12 protein-coding genes and 3 pseudogenes are annotated in these 15,439 nt (G+C 68.4%); 10 read left to right on the forward strand and 5 right to left on the reverse strand.

All coding sequences use genetic code 11. The features are described 5' to 3' along the window. The first annotated feature begins 60 nt into the window (after positions 1-60). The 5 genes and pseudogenes from KPL57_RS08505 to KPL57_RS08525 all read left to right on the forward strand — a co-directional run. Positions 61-708, forward strand: a complete 648-nt coding sequence (locus KPL57_RS08505) for a hypothetical protein (RefSeq protein WP_020627000.1) — start codon at positions 61-63, stop codon at positions 706-708. Between the two features lie 89 nt (positions 709-797). Further along, the gene (locus tag KPL57_RS08510; RefSeq protein ID WP_226351162.1) at positions 798-1,808 is read left to right on the forward strand and encodes an SDR family NAD(P)-dependent oxidoreductase; all 1,011 of its coding nucleotides are present in this window, start codon (positions 798-800) and stop codon (positions 1,806-1,808) included. A 30-nt stretch (positions 1,809-1,838) separates the two neighbouring features. Beyond that, a complete protein-coding gene (locus KPL57_RS08515) occupies positions 1,839-2,831 on the forward strand; it encodes an adenosine deaminase (protein WP_226351163.1) in 993 nt (330 codons plus the stop codon). A 74-nt stretch (positions 2,832-2,905) separates the two neighbouring features. Continuing rightward, a complete protein-coding gene (locus KPL57_RS08520; protein WP_226351164.1) occupies positions 2,906-3,889 on the forward strand; it encodes an amidohydrolase family protein in 984 nt (327 codons plus the stop codon). 14 nt (positions 3,890-3,903) lie between these two features. Beyond that, positions 3,904-4,813: pseudogene (locus tag KPL57_RS08525) on the forward strand (IS5 family transposase); the annotation flags it as partial. Between the two features lies 1 nt (position 4,814). Here KPL57_RS08525 and KPL57_RS08530 read toward each other — a convergent pair. Both KPL57_RS08530 and KPL57_RS08535 read right to left on the reverse strand, forming a co-directional pair. Beyond that, positions 4,815-5,345 (reverse strand): MarR family winged helix-turn-helix transcriptional regulator, encoded by a 531-nt coding sequence (locus tag KPL57_RS08530; protein ID WP_226351165.1) that lies wholly within the window; start codon positions 5,343-5,345, stop codon positions 4,815-4,817. A 15-nt stretch (positions 5,346-5,360) separates the two neighbouring features. After that, positions 5,361-6,854 carry an NAD(P)/FAD-dependent oxidoreductase gene (locus tag KPL57_RS08535; protein ID WP_308252828.1) on the reverse strand — a complete coding sequence of 498 codons (1,494 nt, stop codon included), beginning with the start codon at positions 6,852-6,854 and terminating at the stop codon, positions 5,361-5,363. A gap of 79 nt (positions 6,855-6,933) precedes the next feature. Here KPL57_RS08535 and KPL57_RS71905 point away from each other — a divergent pair. After that, positions 6,934-7,494, forward strand: a pseudogene (locus KPL57_RS71905) (IS607 family transposase); the annotation flags it as partial. Between the two features lie 63 nt (positions 7,495-7,557). Here KPL57_RS71905 and KPL57_RS08545 read toward each other — a convergent pair. Then, positions 7,558-8,568 carry an IS30 family transposase gene (locus tag KPL57_RS08545; protein WP_226351167.1) on the reverse strand — a complete coding sequence of 337 codons (1,011 nt, stop codon included), beginning with the start codon at positions 8,566-8,568 and terminating at the stop codon, positions 7,558-7,560. Between the two features lie 9 nt (positions 8,569-8,577). Next, positions 8,578-9,502: pseudogene (locus KPL57_RS08550) on the reverse strand (IS5 family transposase). A 184-nt stretch (positions 9,503-9,686) separates the two neighbouring features. Here KPL57_RS08550 and KPL57_RS08555 point away from each other — a divergent pair. Both KPL57_RS08555 and KPL57_RS08560 read left to right on the forward strand, forming a co-directional pair. Then, complete coding sequence (locus KPL57_RS08555) at positions 9,687-10,451, forward strand: transposase family protein (RefSeq protein ID WP_226351168.1); 765 nt, start codon at positions 9,687-9,689, stop codon at positions 10,449-10,451. Between the two features lie 903 nt (positions 10,452-11,354). After that, on the forward strand, positions 11,355-11,882 hold the full coding sequence (locus KPL57_RS08560) for a transposase family protein (protein WP_226351169.1): 528 nt from the start codon (positions 11,355-11,357) through the stop codon (positions 11,880-11,882). Here KPL57_RS08560 and KPL57_RS08565 read toward each other — a convergent pair. Continuing rightward, positions 11,791-13,464: an IS1634 family transposase gene (locus tag KPL57_RS08565; RefSeq protein WP_226351187.1), complete on the reverse strand. Its 1,674-nt coding sequence runs from the start codon at positions 13,462-13,464 to the stop codon at positions 11,791-11,793. The genes KPL57_RS08560 and KPL57_RS08565 overlap by 92 nt on opposite strands. 276 nt (positions 13,465-13,740) lie before the next feature. Between KPL57_RS08565 and KPL57_RS08570 the strand changes: the two genes are divergently transcribed. Further along, positions 13,741-14,109 (forward strand): transposase family protein, encoded by a 369-nt coding sequence (locus KPL57_RS08570; RefSeq protein ID WP_226351170.1) that lies wholly within the window; start codon positions 13,741-13,743, stop codon positions 14,107-14,109. A 384-nt stretch (positions 14,110-14,493) separates the two neighbouring features. Beyond that, positions 14,494-15,291: a transposase family protein gene (locus KPL57_RS08575; RefSeq protein ID WP_226350737.1), complete on the forward strand. Its 798-nt coding sequence runs from the start codon at positions 14,494-14,496 to the stop codon at positions 15,289-15,291. Positions 15,292-15,439 lie beyond the last annotated feature (148 nt).

Below are 15,439 nucleotides of genomic sequence, written 5' to 3' on the forward strand. Positions count from 1 at the left end.
TGCACGTCCGTGTCGTGGCGTTACCACTCCACGAGCCCGGTCGGGACTACGCTCCCCGGCATGTCGGTCTGGTTCGTCATCGCCCTCGTCGCGATCGTCCTCGGCGTCGGTCTGCTGCTGTTCGACCGGTTCCGCGGGGGTGCGACGCGGGACCGCCGCCGCTGGGCCTCCATGCGGGAGTGGGAGTACCTCGAGTCCGATCCCGTCCTGCCCAGCCGCTGGCGCTACGGGACGATCCACCAGGGCGGCCCCGGCGTGGCCCGCAACCTGGTCTCGGGCGACGTTCCCACCCCGGACGGCCCGCGCAAGGCCTACGCGTTCGACCACGAGCAGGCCGGCCGGATCAGCTCGGTGCTCTGCGCCGTGCAGGTGCACGAGTCGCTGCCCGCCGCCGTCGAGCTGCGGCTGCCCTCGGCCCCGCTGCCCGACGACGCCGGCCTCGACCTGCTCGAGCCGGTCGGCGAGCGCTACGCCTTCGTCAGCGACGCCGACGCCGTCCGCCCGCTGCTGACCCCGCGGGTCGCCGACGCCAGCGACGCGGTCGGCGAGGACGTCGAGCTGCTCTGGGCCGAGGACGCCTGGGTGCTGGCCGCCGCGCCCGTCGGGATCTCCGCCGATCGGATGCAGGACCTGCTCGCCGACCTGGCCGAGGTCGCCACCGCTCTGGAGGAGGGGCTGCACGCCCGTCGTCCCACGATCGATTCCTGACCTGCGAAATCTACGCAGCGTTGACTGATCACAACGCGATGTGACCACCCGAACGCGTTAAGCCGAACGGGTACCGCTAGCCTGATCGTGTGGCTCTGGCTCTCATCACCGGCGGCGGTACGGGACTCGGCGCGGCTCTGGCCGACCGACTGGCCGCGCGCGGACACGACCTCCTGCTCGTCACCCGCGACCCCGAGCGGGTCGCCCCCACCGCCCGGGAGCTCGCCGCCCGGTACGGGGTGCGCGCCGACGTCCTCGTCGCGGACCTCGGCACCCGGCACGGCCTGTTCCGGCTCGAGGCCCACCTCGCCGGCCCGGAGGCCCCGGCCGTCGACGTCCTCGTGCACGACGCACTCGCCGACGCGGCCGCGGCGTCGGACCCCGCGCAGGCGAGTGTCGACCTCGGCACGACCGCGACGATGCGTCTCACCCACGCCGCGTTGCCCGGCATGCTGCGCCGCGGCGCCGGTGGGGTCGTCGCGATCAGCGGGGACGAGCAGTCGGCCGCGTGGGCGGTCTCGTTCGTCACCGCGCTCGCACCGACCCTGACCGGCGAGGTGCACGTCGTCGCCGTCCGGGGCGACGACCGGCCGGAGTGGACCGCCGACGCCGCCGACGCGGTGCTCGACGACCTCGACGCCGGCCTCGTCGTGAGCGCCCCGCAGACCGCACCGGCCCGTCCGGACCCGGCCCGGCGCGCCGTCGCCGCGGGGGTCCGGGTGGCCCGGCGCGCCGTCGAGCTGTTCGCCGACGCGACCTGGCAGCCCACCGGCACCGCAGCCGCTACTGCCCCGGACGCTGCCGCCCCGGACGCTGCCGACACGGCCGCCTCGACGACCCCTGCTGCGCAGGCCCGGCCGGCCACGCCCGAGGAGCTGCTCGGCGGTGCCGGGTACCGGGAGCCGGCCCGGCTGCCGGACCTGCCGTCCCGCCCGGGTGCGGGACGCGCCGTCGTCGCGGCCGGGGACTGCGGGCGGCACTGGGCGGCCGGTCCGGTGCGGACCGCCGCGCAGCGGGCCCGGGCGAGCGCCGCGGCCCGCGACCGCTCCCGTGGCCACCGGATCTCGGCCTACATGACGTCGACGGTCACCAGCTCCTGACCGTCCCGGGCGGCGCGGGATGATGTCGCGGTGACGACCACCGGGACCCCGCCGCTGCCGAAGGCCGAGCTGCACCTGCACATCGAGGGCACGCTCGAACCCGAGACCGTGTTCGAGCTGGCCAGGCGGCACGACGTCGCGCTGCCGTACGCCTCGGTGGAGGACCTGCGGGCCGCCTACGACTTCACCGACCTGCAGTCCTTCCTGGACGTCTACTACGCCAACATGGCCGTCCTCCGGACCCGTGACGACTTCGCCGAGCTCGCCTCGGCGTACCTGCGCACCTGCCCGGAGCAGGGCGTGCGGCACGTCGAGATGTTCTTCGACCCGCAGGCCCACACCACCCGCGGCGTGGCGATCGGTGACGTGATCGGCGGCCTGACCGACGCGGTCGAGGCCCACGCCGGCGAGGTGTCGGCCGGGCTGATCCTGTGCTTCCTGCGCGACCGCTCGGCGGCCGAGGCGGAGGAGACCCTGCGGGCCGCCGAGCCGTACCTGGACCGGATCGTCGGGGTCGGACTCGACTCGGCCGAGGTGGGCCACCCGCCGTCGAAGTTCACCGCCGTGTTCGACCGCGCCCGCGGGCTGGGGCTCAAGCCGGTCGCGCACGCCGGGGAGGAGGGTCCGGCCGGCTACGTCACCGAGGCCCTCGACGAGCTGGGCGTGCTGCGCGTCGACCACGGCATCCGCGCCATCGAGGACGACGCGCTGGTCGCCCGCCTGGTCCGCGACCGCACCCCGCTGACGGTGTGCCCGCTGTCCAACGTCCGGCTCGCCTGCGTCCCCGGGATCGGGCTGCACCCGCTGCCGGAGATGCTCGCGGCCGGGCTGAACGTGTCGGTGCACCCCGACGACCCGGCCTACTTCGGCGGCTACGCCGACGCGAACTACGCCGCCGTCCGCGAGGGCCTCGGCTTCACCGACGACCAGCTCCGCACGCTGGCTGCGAACTCGTTCAGCTCGTCGTTCCTCGACGACGCGGCGACGGAGCGGCTGCTCGCCGAGGTGCACGCCTGGCGCTGACGGACCAGTCACACCTCTCGTCGACAAGTCGTTAGCTAGCTACTATATAGTTAGCTAACGACTTGGAGGCGACCATGACCACCCCAATCCGCAAGATCGCGCTGGAGGAGCACTTCGGCGCCACCGAACCGGACATCGTCGAGCAGTCCGAGACCCACTTCACCCCGCAGGAGTGGCCCCGGCACCGGGCGATGTTGCTCGACATCCATGACGAGCGCCTCGCGCTGATGGACGAGTGCGCCATCGAGAAGTCGGTGCTGTCGCTGCTCTCCCCCGGCATCCAGTCCCTGCACGACGCACCCCGGGCCGTCGACTGGGCCCGCCGGCTCAACGACTACGCGGCCGCCCGGGTCGCCGAGCGGCCGGACCGGTTCGCCGCGTTCGCCGCCCTGCCGATGCAGGACCCCGACGCGGCGACCGCCGAGCTCCGTCGTGCGGTGCAGGACCTCGGACTGGTCGGTGCGCTCGTGAACGGCTTCTCCCAGGTCGGCGACGCCGAGACCGTCGTCTACCTCGACGACCCGCGCTACGCGGGGTTCTGGGCGACGCTGGAGGAGCTGGGCGTGCCGCTCTACCTGCACCCCCGCGACCCGCTGGAGTCGACGAGCCCGCAGTACGACGGCCACCCGTGGCTCTACGGCTCGGCGTGGGCGTTCACCGTCGAGACCGCCACGCACGCGCTGCGGCTGATGGGCAGCGGTCTGTTCGACCGCCACCCCGGCCTGCAGGTGATCCTCGGGCACCTCGGCGAGGTGCTCCCGTGGGTGATCTGGCGGGTCGAGCACCGCCTCGCCGTCGCACCGCGCGGCCTCGACGTCCGGCACGGCTTCGGCCACTACCTGCGGACCAACTTCCACGTCACGACGAGCGGCAACTTCCGCACCCCGGCGCTGCTCAACACGCTGCAGGAGATCGGCGCGGACCGGGTGCTGTTCTCCGCCGACCACCCCTTCGAGGACATGCGCGAGGCGGCCACCTGGTTCGACCGCCGCGAGCTCAACGACGCCGACCTGGCCCGGATCGCGCACGGCAATGCCGAGCGGCTGCTCGGGCTCTGAGAGCGTGTTTGGAAATGGTGGGTGTGTCGGGATGGTCGACACGGCTGGGGTGCTCCATCGTGGTCGGCATGCAGGAACGACCGCGCCGGTACCCCTCGGACACCAGTGATGCCCAGTGGGTGGTGATCGAGCCGTTGTTACCGCCGCTCGCGCGGCGGGGGCGGCCTGTTGCTCATGCTCGTCGGGACGTGCTGGACGCGATCTTGTATGTCGTGCGGACCGGGTGTGCCTGGCGGGCGTTGCCGGTGGACTTCCCGCCCTGGCAGACCGTCTACTGGTACTTCAACCAGTGGGAACAGCAGAAGGTCACCGAGAAGATCCTCCCGGTCGTGCGGGGGCAGTTACGTATCGCCGAGGGCCGTGATCCGGAGCCGAGTGCGGGGATCATCGATTCCCAGTCGGTCAAGGGCGCCGACACCGTCGGCCAGGACTCCCGCGGCTACGACGCCGGGAAGAAGACAGGCGGACGGAAACGGTTCATCGTGACCGACACCCTCGGTCTGCTGCTGACCACGATGGTGTGCTCGGCCTCGGTACAGGACCGCGACGGCGCCAAGCCGATCCTGCTCAACCTCTACCTGCGCACCAGGGTGCGGTTCGTCTACGCCGACGCCGGCTTCGCCGGGCGACTGCTCGACTGGGCCGCCACGATCCTGCAGACAACGATCGAGATCATCCGCAAGCCACCCGAGCAGCGCGGATTCACCGTCCTCCCACGAAGGTGGGTGGTCGAACGGACCCTGGCCTGGCTCACCGCACACCGACGCCTGGCCCGAGACTACGAACGCCACCCCACCACATCCGAAGCCATGATCCGCTGGGCCGCGATCAACACCATCACCCGCCGCATCGCCCGTGGATACCCCGCCACCCGCCAGCAGAAACACACGACACCCTCAACCCACTAGAATTTCCAAACACGCTCTCAGGCCGGGCGGACCGGGGTGCCGGGCGCCGTGCCGTCCGGCCCCGCGGCGTCCGCCGCGTCGATCGCTGCGGCCAGCTCCCGCAGCGCGACGACGACGGCGTCGCGCCGCCCGGGCGGCAGCATCTCCAGCGCCTGCCGCTGGCGGGCCATGGTCCGGTCCCGTGCCTGCGCCCACGCCCGGAGCCCGGCGTCGGTCACCCGCACCTCGACCCGGTGCCCGGACGGACCCACCCGTTCGCGCACCACGAGCCCGCCGTCCTCCAGCCGGGACAATGACCGGCTCAGCGTCGGCGAGCTGACGCCGACCTCGGCCGCGAGCCTGCCCACGGTCAGTCCCGGGGTCTCGGTCAGCGGGGTGATCACCGCGAATTCGGCATCGGACAGGGACGCACCGTCGGCCCGTAACGCCGACGCACGGGCCCGGTTACGGTGCATCCGCCCGCCGTAGACGGCCTCGCAGGCGTCGGAGAAGGAGCCGACCAGGTCCGGCGATGCGGGCTCGGGTGTGCGGTCGCCTCCGGTGGGCACCGGCCGATCCTACGGTCAGGCCGTCGCGGCGAGCCGGACCGGGCGCAACGGGTGCAGCGGGCGCCCGGCACCGGTCCGGCCCCGCTCGACGTCGAACGGCGACAGTCGGAACCGGCGGGTCCGCAGCTGGTACTCCGCGGTGTTGGCGGGCCACATCACGACGTTGACGCCCTCGTCGTTCTGGTAGTAGCTCGCGCAGCCGCCGGTCTCGTACACGGTGCGGGCCGACCGGCGCCGGATCCGCCGCGTCCAGCGCTCCTCGACGGCGGGCTTCACGTCGAGCGCGCGGATGCCCTCGGCCGCCATCCGGCACACGGCGTCGGCGACGTAGCGGGCTTGGGCCTCGGAGAACAGCAGTGTCGAGCTGGCCCCGCTGGTCGCGTTCGGACCCTGCATCAGGAACAGGTTCGGGAAACCGGGGTAGCTCATCCCCAGGTAGGCGCGCGGGTAGGAACCCCAGTGGTCGTGCAGCGAGCGGCCGTGCGCGTCGTGGATGCGGCGCGCGATCGGGGCGGTCGCGCCGACCTCGAACCCGGTGGTCAGCACGATCGCGTCGACCTCGGCGCGGCTGCCGTCGCCGGAGACGACGGTCCGCCCCTCGACCCGGGTGAGTCCTCCGGTGTGCAGCGTCGTGTTCGGCGCGCTCATCGCGGGCAGGTAGTCGTTCGAGACCAGCGGCCGCTTGCAGGCGTAGTCGAAGTCGGGGGTCAGCCGGGCACGCAGCTGCGGGTCGGGCGTTTGGGCGGCGAGGTGCCGGCGGCCGACCCGGGTGAGGGCCTCGCGCAGCAGCCGCGACCGGCGGGTGGCGGCGAGCAGCTCGGCGCCGACGTACATGACGTCGAACTGCATCCGGCACAGCAGCGGGTTCGCCGCCAGCGTGCGACGGGTGCGCTCGCCGACGGGCCGTTCGGGCTTGGGGAGGATCCAGGCCGGGGTGCGCTGCAGGAGGTGCAGCTCGGCGACGCGCGGCTGCAGCTCGGGGACGAGCTGGACCGCCGTCGCCCCCGTCCCGACGACCGCGACGCGCGAGTCGGTCAGGTCCGCGTCGTGGTCCCAGCGGGCCGAGTGGAACACCGGTCCGGGGAAGTCCGCGAGGCCCTCGACGTCGGGCAGCTTCGGGTCCGCGACCAGCCCCGCCGCGCTGACCAGCACGTCAGCGGTGAACTCGCCGGACGGGGTCGCGATCCGCCAGCGGGCGTCCGCGGGGTCCCAGCGCGCGGAGAGCACGTCGGCGTCGAAGCGGACGTGGTCGAGCAGACCGGTCGAGCGGGCCAGGCGCCGTGCGTAGTCCTGCACCTCGTGACCGGGCGCGTAGAGCTCGCTCCAGCCCGGGTTGGTCATGGCCCGCAGCTGGTACAGCGGCGACGGCGTGTCGACGCCGACCCCGGGATAGGTGTTGTCGCGCCACACGCCGCCGACGTCGTCGGCCCGCTCCAGCAGGATGAAGTCGTGCACACCCCGCCGTAGCAGGGCCAGGCCCACGGCGAGTCCGGTGAACCCGGCCCCCACGACCGCGACCCTCGAATGACGGGGTGACGGGCTCATCGACTGTTGACAAAGTATCCGGTACTAGCTCATACTGCTTTAGATGCGTATAGCGCGAGCTGCCGAGTACATGGGCATGTCGGTGGTGGGTGTTCGGAAGGCTGCCCGAGAGGGTCGGCTGCCGTGTCGAGTTTCAGCCTCTGGTCAGCGTTTGTTTGATCGTGCTGATCTTGATGTCCTCCTTGGGCGCGAACCGATTCAGCCGGAAGCGGCGGAGCGGGTTGAGGCGTTGTATTGCCGTGTTTCTGGTTCGACGGGTCAGGAGTCGTCGTTGGCGAACCAGGAATCGGTGTTGCGGGAGACGTCCAGGGGGACAGTATTCCGAGTGTATCGTGATCGCGCGTCCGGTTTGCGAGAAAATCGGAAGGGGTTGACTCGGCTACTTGATGACGCCGCTGCTGGGCGGTTCACGGTAGTTCGCGTAGTGTGGCGTGACCGACTGGCTCGGTTTGGTGTCGCCTATATTGAGCGGTATCTGGCGCAGGTCGGAGTTGCAGTTGAGACTGTTCATGCTCATGCGGACAAGTCGCTGCTTGAAGAGCTGATGGATGACTTCATGGCGTTACTTGCGTCCTTTTCTGGTCGGTTCTATCAGTTGCGGTCAAAGACGAATCAGAAACGACTGCTTGATGCCGCGCAGGCACGCCTGCAGGAGCAGGGGGCGCGCTCAGGCGGTGGAAGCACTTGCCTCGATGAGTTCGCTGAATACCTCGGAGGGTTTCTTCCAGTCGAAGATTTTACGTGGTCGGTCGTTGATGTCGGCGGCGATCATGGACAGGTAGGTGGGGTCGGAGGGGATCTCCACGCCTTTGGGGAGGTACTCGCGCACGATGCGGTTGAGGTTCTCGTTGCTGCCGCGCTGCCAGGGAGAGCGCGGGCGAGCGAAGTAGACCGGCATCGAGCCCTTGGACACCACGTGGTGGGCGGCCATCTCGGCCCCGCAGTCCCAGGTCAGCGAGCGGCGCATCACCTCGGGGAGCCCAGCGGTCGCAGCGACCACCGCCCGGGTCACAGTGTGGGAGTCACGCCCGTGCAGCGGGACCAGGACCAGGAACCGCGAAGTGCGCTCCACCAGCGTCGCTACCGCGGTCTTACCTGCTTTACCGATGACCAGGTCGCCCTCCCAGTGCCCGGGCACCGCCCGCCCCTCAGCCTCAGTAGGTCGTTCATCGATGTAGGTCGGTTCGACGATCCGGGGAGCAGATGGAGGCCTACCGCCGCCACGACGGGCGGTCCGGCGGGTCCGTAACGCGATCAACTCGCGAGCCAGGGTGGACACCGGGGTGGCATAGACCCACTGGTAGATCGCCTCGTGAGACACCCGGTAAGTCTCGTCGGTCGGATAGAGCCGGGGCAGACGGCCCGCGATCGAGGCCGGGGACCAGCCGATCTGCAACAACCCGGTCACTACTTCCCGCAGCCGCGGTGACCGGTCCACCGCGAACATCTTCGGCCGGGACCGCCCGACCCGCGCCGCTTCCTCAGCCGGCCCCGCCCGGTAGCCGGCCCGGCCGCCGTGACGGGCGACCTCACGAGAGATCACCGACCGATCCCGCCCCACCACCGCAGCGATGTCGCACAACCGCCGGCCAGCGGCCAACCCCCGGGAGATCTCCTCCCGATCAGCCAAAGTCAACAGTTTCCGCACGTCATGATCCTGTTCCTCGCCGAACAACAAGATCAAGTGCTACGACCGCCTGAGAGCGTGTTTGGAAATTCTAGTGGGTTGAGGGTGTCGTGTGTTTCTGCTGGCGGGTGGCGGGGTATCCACGGGCGATGCGGCGGGTGATGGTGTTGATCGCGGCCCAGCGGATCATGGCTTCGGATGTGGTGGGGTGGCGTTCGTAGTCTCGGGCCAGGCGTCGGTGTGCGGTGAGCCAGGCCAGGGTCCGTTCGACCACCCACCTTCGTGGGAGGACGGTGAATCCGCGCTGCTCGGGTGGCTTGCGGATGATCTCGATCGTTGTCTGCAGGATCGTGGCGGCCCAGTCGAGCAGTCGCCCGGCGAAGCCGGCGTCGGCGTAGACGAACCGCACCCTGGTGCGCAGGTAGAGGTTGAGCAGGATCGGCTTGGCGCCGTCGCGGTCCTGTACCGAGGCCGAGCACACCATCGTGGTCAGCAGCAGACCGAGGGTGTCGGTCACGATGAACCGTTTCCGTCCGCCTGTCTTCTTCCCGGCGTCGTAGCCGCGGGAGTCCTGGCCGACGGTGTCGGCGCCCTTGACCGACTGGGAATCGATGATCCCCGCACTCGGCTCCGGATCACGGCCCTCGGCGATACGTAACTGCCCCCGCACGACCGGGAGGATCTTCTCGGTGACCTTCTGCTGTTCCCACTGGTTGAAGTACCAGTAGACGGTCTGCCAGGGCGGGAAGTCCACCGGCAACGCCCGCCAGGCACACCCGGTCCGCACGACATACAAGATCGCGTCCAGCACGTCCCGACGAGCATGAGCAACAGGCCGCCCCCGCCGCGCGAGCGGCGGTAACAACGGCTCGATCACCACCCACTGGGCATCACTGGTGTCCGAGGGGTACCGGCGCGGTCGTTCCTGCATGCCGACCACGATGGAGCACCCCAGCCGTGTCGACCATCCCGACACACCCACCATTTCCAAACACGCTCTGAGCGCGCCGATACCTCCGACGTGACGGGTTGGCAGAAATCCAATGTATTGAGGCTTATTCAGGGCCCGTGAAATAACGATCTAGCCCGGCGTGTCGGGTTGGGCGACAGCCCGTCCATCGCGAAGATTGGTTTGTCGAATCAATCCGAGATGAATGGGCTGTCGCAGTATGTACTATACCACTGGCTTTCGGCGTGATGAGATTCAGGATCTTGCCGCTCTGGTGCATGAGCAGGATCAGCGGAACGCGACTGGCCTGCGACGGCCTTGGCCGCCGATTCTGGGATTGTTCTGGTCGGTGGTGATCACGTTGGCGTATCTGCGCGGGAATCGTGTGCAGTGGGAGTTGGCGGAAACCTACGGGGTGTCGCAGTCGACGGTCAGTCGAGCGATCGCGGGGGTGACACCGTTGCTGGCGCAGGCGCTGCGGAGTGTAGTTCCGACTGCGGAGGAGCTTCGTGCCGATCGGCAGTACATCATCGACGGAACCCTGCTGCCCTGCTGGTCATGGACCGCCGTACCAGGTCTGTGGTCGGGCAAGCATCGCACCACCGGCGTCGTCGTCCAGGTCGCAGCCACCCTGGAAGGGCAGCTGTCGTGGATCTCCGACCCGACCCCAGGCTCCCGACACGACCTACATTGCCTCGACCAATCCGGCGCCCTCGACCACCTCGCCACATACCCACCGATCGGCGATAAAGGCTACATCGGGCGCGGCATGCTCACCCCGTTCAAAAAACAACCCGGCCGGGAACTTCTCGACTGGCAGAAAACATTCTGCAAGAGCCTCAACCGCACACGCGCCACCATCGAGCGAGTCATCGCCCATATCAAGTCGTGGAAAGTTCTCCACACAGACTACCGCCGACCCTACGCCACATTTAAAACGACGATCTCGGCAGTCATCGGACTCATCTTCTACGCACTTACCTGACGGAGCCTGAATAAGCCTCATTGACGTCTTCAACGACATCTCGAGCTTCACGAGCAGTGTGTGAAGTGTCTGGTGCTGTCGTGTCGCGAGATGACTTGACGGAGCGGGTGCGTTGGCTGCTCGACATTGTGGAGGGCGCCGAACGCGATCTGCTCTCCGAGTTGTGGGTTCCGGAAACTTTTGACCGTATACATTCCGGTGTGGATGAGGGCGGCCGTCGATTGCCTGCGGCTGCAGCGGTAGTGGGGCAGCGTTGCGGATGGCGACCTCAGTTTCCGCAGGATATGTACGTTCCATCTCGTGTGATGCGGATCGTGACGGCACAGGTGATATCAACGTTGCGAACCTTGGCTTCTCGGGATGCCGCCATTGCAGCAGAGGTGTCTGGTGGTGCGTCAGACGGCACTGCGGGCCTCGGGGGTGCGTTCGCGAGGAATGTGCATAGGCAGATCGCTCGGTGGGTGCGCTTGCATCCCGGGGTCGATCCGGCAGGCTTGCGGATCACGACGCTCCAACCCGTTCCATCTGTCGCTCGCCGGGTCCGTCTCGGAGCCGTTGACGCCCAGCTGGCGACGCTTGTTACCAGTACGGCCACCGAGCTGACACTGCGGATCAAACTTCCTGTACGTCAACATCCAGATTCTCGGACCGATTGGCGTTGGGTTCAACTCGATATCCCGATTCCTCAACATTTACATCATCGGTCAATCACCGGATGGCATCTCCCCGAGGTGACCCTTGATCGGCGCGGGGCACTATTCCGTTTCGCTTTCGCTGAAACAGTGAGGCTTATTCAGGGCCCGTGAAATAACGATCTAGCCCGGCGTGTCGGGCTGGGCGACAGCCCGTCCATCGCGAAGATTGGTTTGTCGAATCAATCCAAGATGAACGGGCTGTCGCAGTATGTACTATACCACTGGCTTTCGGCGTGATGAGATTCAGGATCTTGCCGCTCTGGTGCATAAGCAGGATCAGCGGAACGCGACTGGCCTGCGACGGCCTTGGCCGCCGATTCTGGGATTGTTCTGGTCGGTGGTGATCACGTTGGCGTATCTGCGCGGGAATCGTGTGCAGTGGGAGTTGGCGGAAACCTACGGGGTGTCGCAGTCGACGGTCAGTCGAGCGATCGCGGGGGTGACACCGTTGCTGGCACAGGCACTGCGGAGTGTCGTTCCGACGGCGGAGGAGCTTCGTGCCGATCGGCAGTACATCATCGACGGAACCCTACTGCCCTGCTGGTCATGGACCGCCATACCAGGTCTGTGGTCGGGCAAGCATCGCACCACCGGCGTCGTCGTCCAGGTCGCAGCCACCCTGGACCTGACTTCGGTCACTTGTCTTAGTGCTTCGCCGCGGGCTGACGGAGCGCGTCGAGGAGGGCCTGTTTGTCGGCGGGGACGGCGGGCGGGAAGGTCTGCTGGGTGCCGTTGATGGCGATGGTGGCCGAGCGCAGTGGTCGGAGCTGGCGGACGACGTTGCGGATGGTGAGCCCGGTGCGGTTCTGGATCTCGCGGGCGACTGCGAGGGCGGTGAACACGATGGTCAGGTGCGCTTCGATGGACTGGCGTTGGTGGTGGAACATCGGGCGGGCGCGTAGGTCGGTTTTGCTCATCCGGAAGGACTGCTCGACGTGCCAGAGGTCGTGGTAGTCGCCGATGATCTCCCCGGCCGCTGCGCCGCCGGCCGGGATGTTGGTCACGTAGCCCTTCAACCCGACCAACCGGTATGCCCGAGCCAAGGAGGCCTCGTCCAGGGCGCGGGAGCCGTTGGTGACCTTGACGAACCGCGGTGTGCGCGCGGGCTTCTCGCCGGCGATGACCTCGCGGGCCCGGTTCTCCTGCAGGGTCAACGTGCGCCGGTCCCGGACGGCCCGCTTCGTGGAGTAGGCCCAGACCGCCCGCCAGGATCCCGGATGCTGGTTGGGGTTCCAGACGGGCTCGGCCTTGACCTTCGGGCTGTTCTCGCTGCGCCCGGTGCGGCGGTCGCGTGGTGTGAGGGTGTCGATGATCTGCCCGTCGACGAAGGCGTCGCCGTGCCAGTGGAAGTGCGACTCCAGGTCAACCGGGGCCTTGGTGAGTCGGGAGCCGACGATGAACCGCAGGCCGGCCTCGTCGAGGTCGCGCAGGTTCGCGGCCGAGAGCATCCCTGCGTCGGCGACCACGACCATCCCGCCCGGCTCGACCGGCAGCTGGTGTCGGGCCCGGAAGGCCTCGATGATCGGCAGGATCGTCGCGGTCTCGGTCTTGTTGCCCTCGAAACAGCCGATCTCGAGGGGGAACCCTGCGCGATCGACCAGCAGCCCGACGACGACCTGCGGGTCGACCCGGCGTTCCTTGGAGAACCCGACCTTGCGCAGGTCGTCCTCCTTCTCCGCCTCGAAGTAGAGGGTGGTGACGTCGTAGAGACACAACGACACATCCCCACTGCCACGGGCGTGGGTGAAGCAGGCCCTCGCGATCTCGTCGCGGTAGCTGCGCCCGGTGCAGCGCAGCAGGGTGCGGCGCATCGTCTTTTCGCTCGCCGCGGTGACGCCCAGACCGGCCAGCACCCGACCGGTGTCCAGGATGGACGTGGGCTCGACGATCCGGGCGATCACCAGGTCGCGGAACGTGTCATCAGCGACCTCTGCGAACCCGAGGCCCGCGTAGACCTCGGCGAGGATGTCGAACAGCACCCGCGACCCGGTCGTGATCACCTGCGGCGCACCCACCCGCCGGGTTGTGGTGCTCGGGGCGCGCCGCGGCATCTGGCCGAACAGCCCCTCCTGCGTGGCACCGCCGGCCGCGGTGGGCGCGATCAGCTCGGCCCGCCGGGGTGACGGCGCGACGCCCAGATCCAGGGCCTGCTGTGCAGCGTCGTCGATCAGCCCACGGGCCTGCTCGACCAGCAGGCCCAGCTCGGCCTCGGTGTGCGCTGACCCGACATGGGCCACGATCCGTCGATGGCCCTGCACGGACTCGGCGATCTGGACCGCGGTCGCCCCGGAGGCCGTCCGTACCCGCCTCACCCACAGGGCCCCGGCAAAGTCGCGATAGGCGGCGGTAGTCGCCCCACGCGGCCTTCTGATTGCCGCGCTGCACCTGCCCGGGACCAGCTATAGCGCCGAGCGGCGGCGCAGCTGCGCCGCTTGTCACGGCTCGCCACAAGATCATCTAACGACTTTGCCGGGGCCCTGGCCTCACCCACGCCACCTGACCGAGCGTAGAGCACCGAATTAGTGCCTCACACCGCTCCCGCGCAAACACATCACCGCAGCTCAGCGCAGTACAAGCTGCGAAACCAGGCTCGGGTGACCAAAGTCAGGCTGGAAGGGCAGCTGTCGTGGATCTCCGACCCGACCCCAGGCTCCCGACACGACCTACATTGCCTCGACCAATCCGGCGCCCTCGACCACCTCGCCACATACCCACCGATCGGCGATAAAGGCTACATCGGGCGCGGCATGCCCACCCCGTTCAAAAAACAACCCGGCCGGGAACTTCTCGACTGGCAGAAAACATTCAACAAGAGCCTCAACCGCACACGCGCCACCATCGAGCGAGTCATCGCCCATATCAAGTCGTGGAAAGTTCTCCACACAGACTACCGCCGACCCTACGCCACATTTAAAACGACGATCTCGGCAGTCATCGGACTCATCTTCTACGCACTTACCTGACGGAGCCTGAATAAGCCTCAGTGCCTCGGCCACCGACCGTGAGCCTTTTTCAACCTGACGTTTGTGCTGGTCAGGGGCGTGAAGGCCGGCCGGGGTGGGGCCAGGGCCCCGGCAAAGTCGTGATGGGTGGGTCCTGAGCTGCGGTGATGTGGGGGGTGGGGCAGGGCCCCGGCAAAGTCGTTAGATGATCTTGTGGCGAGCCGTGACAAGCGGCGCAGCTGCGCCGCCGCTCGGCGCTATAGCTGGTCCCGGGCAGGTGCAGCGCGGCAATCAGAAGGCCGCGTGGGGCGACTACCGCCGCCTATCGCGACTTTGCCGGGGCCCTGGGGGTGGGGCTCCTGGTAGACGGATGGGTGTCGAACCGTCGTCTGCCAGGAGCCCCGTGTGCTGTCCTACCCATCCGGGATGAACGTGTCCAGCCGTAGCGTCCGTGATCTTGCTGATCTTCTCCGGGGGCATCGGCGTCAGCGTGGAACACGCTGGCGCCGGCTCTCAGCCGGTCGGCAGGCCTTGCTGGTGCTCGCCTACCTGCGTAAGGGCGAGACCTACGCTGCCCTGGCCTGCGGGTTCGCGGTGAGCACCGCGACGGTGTACCGGTACCTGACCGAGGCGATCGGTCTGCTCGCCGCGCTCGCCCCGACCCTGGAACAGGCCATCACCGTCGCCGCTGGGAAGGCGTTCGTGATCCTGGACGGCACGCTGCTGCGTATCGACCGGGTCGGCATGACATCCGGCTACGACCGGGCGTTCTACTCCGGCAAACACAAGTGCCACGGCCTGAACGTGCAGGTCATCGCCGACCCCGTCGGCAGGCTGGTGTGGATCTCCCCACCGCTACCCGGAGCCCGGCACGACATGGGTGCCGCCCGCGCCCACGGGATCATCGACGCGGTCAACACCGCCGGGGTGCGGGCGATCGCTGACACCGCCTACCAAGGCGGCGGGCCCGCGATCACCGTCCCCCACCGACGCCGCCGCCGCGACCTCGACACCGGCCGGTACCGGCCCCTGTCAGCGAATCAGAAAGCGGTCAACGCCGCCCACGCCCGACGACGGGCACCCGGTGAACGGGTCAACGCCGAGCTGAAGAACTGGAAGATCCTCCGCAAGATCCGCTCCAGCCCCAACCAGGCCACCCAGCTCGTCGCCGCGGTCCAGACCCTCATGATCACAGCTACCTGACCAGCACAAACGTCAGGTTGAAAAAGGCTCCGTTGCGGACGCAGCGTCTGCAGTCGGGGTTGATTGGTCACCTAAGGATATGGTCGTTGCGGCGACTGCAGTTCGTGACACTCAGAGCAACGCCATGTACAGCGATTTTCGCGGGCGC

It is taken from the genome of Pseudonocardia sp. ICBG601, from assembly GCF_020496245.1.

Excerpts from the sequence above, each read along its gene's own strand:
- KPL57_RS08520 (WP_226351164.1), top strand. The coding sequence starts at position 2,906 with ATGACCACCCCAATCCGCAAGATCGCGCTGGAGGAGCACTTCGGCGCC.
- KPL57_RS08555 (WP_226351168.1), top strand. The coding sequence starts at position 9,687 with ATGTACTATACCACTGGCTTTCGGCGTGATGAGATTCAGGATCTTGCC.
- KPL57_RS08505 (WP_020627000.1), top strand. The coding sequence starts at position 61 with ATGTCGGTCTGGTTCGTCATCGCCCTCGTCGCGATCGTCCTCGGCGTC.
- KPL57_RS08560 (WP_226351169.1), top strand. The coding sequence starts at position 11,355 with ATGTACTATACCACTGGCTTTCGGCGTGATGAGATTCAGGATCTTGCC.